Source organism: Microbacterium sp. (assembly GCF_044508325.1).
GTDB lineage: Bacteria > Actinomycetota > Actinomycetes > Actinomycetales > Microbacteriaceae > Microbacterium.
In genome coordinates, this window is sequence record NZ_JBIQHX010000043.1 from 1 (window position 1) to 4,528 (window position 4,528).

At 69.2% G+C, this 4,528-nt stretch carries 4 protein-coding genes and 1 pseudogene; 3 read left to right on the forward strand and 2 right to left on the reverse strand.

Going from position 1 to position 4,528, the window contains the following annotated elements; genetic code table 11:
- Positions 1-153: 153 nt before the first annotated feature.
- The 3 genes and pseudogenes from ACIWQI_RS16085 to ACIWQI_RS16095 form a co-directional block, all read left to right on the forward strand.
- Positions 154-279, forward strand: a pseudogene (locus ACIWQI_RS16085) (DUF2510 domain-containing protein); the annotation flags it as partial.
- A gap of 246 nt (positions 280-525) precedes the next feature.
- The gene (locus ACIWQI_RS16090; protein WP_396658970.1) at positions 526-1,074 is read left to right on the forward strand and encodes a hypothetical protein; all 549 of its coding nucleotides are present in this window, start codon (positions 526-528) and stop codon (positions 1,072-1,074) included.
- 219 nt (positions 1,075-1,293) lie between these two features.
- Positions 1,294-1,830, forward strand: coding sequence for a hypothetical protein (locus tag ACIWQI_RS16095; protein ID WP_396658965.1), 537 nt, complete (start codon positions 1,294-1,296; stop codon positions 1,828-1,830).
- Between the two features lie 559 nt (positions 1,831-2,389).
- On the opposite strand, the gene ACIWQI_RS16100 is transcribed toward ACIWQI_RS16095, so the two are convergent.
- A complete protein-coding gene (locus tag ACIWQI_RS16100) occupies positions 2,390-3,001 on the reverse strand; it encodes a DUF2510 domain-containing protein (protein ID WP_396658967.1) in 612 nt (203 codons plus the stop codon).
- A gap of 11 nt (positions 3,002-3,012) precedes the next feature.
- Positions 3,013-4,353: a hypothetical protein gene (locus ACIWQI_RS16105; RefSeq protein WP_396658969.1), complete on the reverse strand. Its 1,341-nt coding sequence runs from the start codon at positions 4,351-4,353 to the stop codon at positions 3,013-3,015.
- Positions 4,354-4,528: the final 175 nt, after the last annotated feature.

Here is a 4,528-nt window from a genome sequence, read left to right on the forward strand (position 1 = left end):
GGAGGCACCCCAACGAAAAGGGCAAGTCACGGCGGCTCAGGATTCGCTCAGGAATCTTGCGTGCGGGGATTTCACCTCGGACGTCGCCAATATGGTTCTGCGCATGACCACCATCGATGCCCGATTTCCCATCCTGTTAGCAGGAGGCACGGCGTGACCACCGGAACCGGCGGAGCGCCTGCCGCGCCTGCCGGCTGGTACCCCGACCCCCAGCAACCCGGCACACATCGGTGGTGGGACGGCGTCCGCTGGACTGACGCCGTTCAAGCTGTCGAACCTGCACCGCCGCAAGCCCAGCCGACCAGTCCCTACACACTCGCTCCTCCGCCGGCACCATTGCCCTCGCCTGCGACTCCCCCGTCGCGATCGCAGCGCAACGACCTGGCGCTCTGGGCTCTCATCCTCGCCGTCTGTGCGATCGTCGCGTTCTGGATTCCCCTCCTGGGCCTCGCTCTGGGAGCCGCGGCACTCGGCCTGGGGATCGCCGGACTCCTGCGCGCGCGTCACACTCGTCAAGGGTTGGGGTTGGCGCTGACCGGCACGATCGTCGGCGCCATCGCCACTCTTCTCGGCTTGGTAATCTCCGTCGCACTCATCGTCGGAGCGACAGCAGCTAGGAGCGGATTCGACGCGGGATCAGCACCAGGGATCGAGACGCCCGCCGCCACGGATCCCGAAGCCGCGACTCCCGCAGATGAGCCGGCGGCGGAACCGGAGGAAGAGGCTGTACCGCAGGTCGACACGGCGTCGTTCGTTGCCGCGTCGCGGGGCGACCTCGCCGACTTTGAGAAGGATCTCGACGACATGATCGTCACCATCGACGAGGGCGGGTTCTGGCGCCTTCTCAGCAATTCGGTCGAGCTGTCCTTCAACTACGGGCAACTATCCGGCCGCGAGGCGCCCGCGCCCATCGCGGCCGAGTGGAAGACGCAGCTTGACGCACTGGACGATCGGATCACCGCAATAGACGATGCGATCACCGACGACCGCACTGACGACCTGCGTGCCGAGATCGAGGCGGCGCGTGCGCAGCTCGACGTGCTACGCGGCGTTCTCGACACTGCCGAGGACTGACGTGACGACGCCGTCGGTGCCGCCGCGCGGGGCTCGATGTGGCTTCGCCGAGTGCCACGGGGAGCGGACGATGTGAGCATACGGGCCAAGACATTCGCAGCCGCGATTGTGGTCGTTGCGGTGATCGCTTCAGGCCTGCTCTCTGCCTGCACGCGAGTGCCCCGTGCAAGTAGCGCCGGGTCAGATGCTTCGGCGAGCTGCAGCGCCCTGCTGGCGAACGTGATCCAACGAGCGCGCACCGGTGACACGGCGGGGCTTATCAACGCTGAGCTGGACGCACTGAGCAGAAACTGCTCCGTCGAGTACGACATTGCCACCGATTACTTCTCTACCTCCGGAAGCGCCCGCCAGTTCGGCCCAGACACGTGCGAGTCGTGGCGCGAGTACGACATCAGGCCCGAGGCGATCGAACTGCTTCGTGAAGACGGTCTCTGCACAGATGGCGCCGGCGCTCCCGCCGAGTCGAGCTGGCCCGAGGGCGGGCTGGGGTGGAACGAGGCACGAGACCTCGCGGGGACCAGCCAACGCGTGTGCGGGCCGCTCGCAAGTGTGCGAGGAACCGACGACGGCGTCTTCGTCAACATCGGGCGCGACTACCCCTCACCCGATCGCTTCACGTTCGTGATCTGGGGGGACTGGTGGCTCGATCCTCTCCCCTCCGATGCCGTCATCTGCGCTGTGGGAGAGATCTATCTCTATGGCGGGGTCGCCCAGGTTGAGCTGGGCAGTCCAGGAGAGCTGGAGATCTGGCAGTAGCCGTCGCCTTGCGCTTGGCCTGCTGTTCGCCTGGCCCAACCCAGTGATCTCCTCGCCGTCCTCATCGAGGCAGACAACGTTTCGTCCGCGCGGATAGAAACGGTTCTCGCGGCGATCATCACATACGGCAGGAACAGCCCGCACCTTCGATCTCTCTGCGCCGCTCACTTCCGCTTGCCGAGCCCCGGCAGTCCTCCGGACACAGTTCGGTGCGAGAACTCGTCCCGGCCCATTGTCCTTGCTTTCGGTATGAAGCCTCCCGGGCACCAACCTTTGCTCTCTCCATCTGGCGCGTGACTCATCAGACCCTCGCCCTTGGGCCCCTTTGGGACAACACGGCCGCACACACCGCATCGGCGCTTCGACGAGGATGGCCTGCTCGGTGCGGGTCTTGGCTCATGATCGCCGGTTCGACGTAGTTGTCTTACGGCCTCGGCCGTGGTTCGAGTGAAGGCGCAACGTTTGCCGGTGCCGGTACGGTGCACTTGAATCCATCCATCGCGCGTGGCCCGCACCCTCAGGCCACACTCAGGGCAAGTGAGTCGCATCATCGGGTTTCTCACGTGATCCGGCCGGGACCGAGCAGCCGCAGCACGAACCACGCGATGAGCGCCACGACGAGCAGCACCGACACCACGAGGGCGATGACCGCCGGCGCGAGGTGGGCGTTGCGGCGCGGCGCCACCGCCACGGCGACCACCGCCAGCAGCATCGCGGCGATCGCGACGACCGCCACCGCGACGCGCGTGAGCTCGGCGATGCGCGGATAGGCGGCGTCGAGCCACCAGAACGTGGCGATGCCGCCGACCAGCGCCAGCACGATGAGCGCGAGCGACAGCGTCGCCGCGGGGTTGCCGCGTGAGGCGGGGAACGTGCCCTGCGGCGCCGGGCTCCACGGAGACGACCCCGTCGACGTGTTCGGCGTGAACGTGACGGGCCGCGGCATCCGATCCGCCCCCCGTGGCTCGCGGGTGAGGACGAGGTCGGGCATCCACTCCGTCGGCTCGGGCTCGGGCTTCGCCGCCGGCGCCGGAGGCGCGGTGGGTGCGGGCGTGCGCTCGGTGTAGTGATCGGTCCAGGTCGAGCCGTTCCACCAGCGCAGTCGCGCGGCCCCGGGTGAATCGGCGTACCAGCCTGGCGGCGGTCCTGGTGTGGCGGGCGTGTCGGGCATGGTGTGCTGCGTCACACTCCCACCGCGCCGGTGAGCGCCGTGTACTTCGGTGCCAGCGCGTCGTCGCCGCGCCACCACCACATCGGGAACCGCACCTGGAAGGCCGCTTCGCCGGTGTGCGTCGCCGCCGCGACGATGCGCCGCGCGTTGGCGTCGAGCACGACGACATCGACCTCGGCCGACGCGGAGACGACCAGCCGCGGGGCGAACAGGCGCCGCTTCAGCGTGATCTGGTGCGAGTGCAGCCGCGCGGGCGGCACGACCGCGATGTACCGCGGGTCGCCGCTCACGGCGGCATGGGCGCGCAGCGCCGTGTGCAGCGGGGTGGTGCCGGTCGCGGCATCCACGGTGTCCGCCGCCTCGATGACGGCGGCGATCCGCTCGGCGAGGGCGGTCAGCTTCGCCTTCTCGGCCGCGAGCACGTCGATCTGCGCCTTCTGGGCGGGCTTCTTGGGGTCGAGCCGGTCGATCTGGCTCTGCCGCGTCGCCGCCTCGCCCTCAAGGGCGAGCAGGTCGGCCTGCAGCTGCCCGAACTCGGTGAGCAGCGCGCTGTCGGGCGAGGGGAGGCCGATCGAATCGTGCAGGACGTGGGCTTTCGGCTTGCCGTGGGCATCCTTGTCGGACAGCAGGCGGGAGGTGACCGCGATGTGCGTCTCGAGCTCGGAGACCGTGCCCGAGTTCGCGTCGACGGCCGTCTCGACCGAGAGCGCGTTGAGGGCGGCCACGCCGATGCCGAGGACCGCTCCGAAGACCGAGTCGGGGGTCGGCGCGGCCTCTGTCGTCTCTTCGCCCTCGGCGTGGGTCTCGACCTCTCCGCCGGTCTCGGCGACCGGCGGGGGCAGCAGCTTCGACGCCGCGTCATGGCACTGCCTGATGAGCTCTCGGAAGACGATGGCCGCCAGCGCGATCTCGGCCTGGTCGGCGCGCGAGGTGAGCAGCACAGGGCCTGTGCCCGCGGCATCCTGAATCGTGGTCGCCGCCGCCGCCGCGGCCTGCTCGAGCGCGCTGCGCGCCACGAGCGACTCGCGGAAGACCGTCTTCTCGGGCAGCACGAGTGTGGCGCCCTTGATGGCGTCGATGCCGGCGGTCACGCCCTTGAGGTCGGCGACCGCGGCGGCGCGGCGGGTTTCGCGCGCCTTCTCGCGGGCCTTGTCTTCGGCCTCTTTCTCGCGGGCCTCGGCCTCGGCTCTGCTCTTCGCTTCCTTCGCCGCGGCTTCGGCCGCCGCCTTCGCCTCTGCGGCGGCCGCGGCCTTGAGCTGTTTCAGCTCGAACTGAGCCGTCTCGAGCTGCGTCTGCAGCAGCAGCCGCTCGAGCTCCGCCTTGCTCGGCGGAGCCGTCGTCCCCGTGGTCATCTCCCCGTGACGCCCTTCATGTCCCCAATGACGCCGTCGCGCGCGTGCGCGCGCTTGACGCCGATGCTATTGGGCGTTCCCCGCGCGCGCCAAGTACGGAGCGGCCGTTGAGCGAGCCCGAAGGGCGAGACGAAACGCCCCGAACCGGGGTACCGCGTTTCGTCTCGGTCGCGCT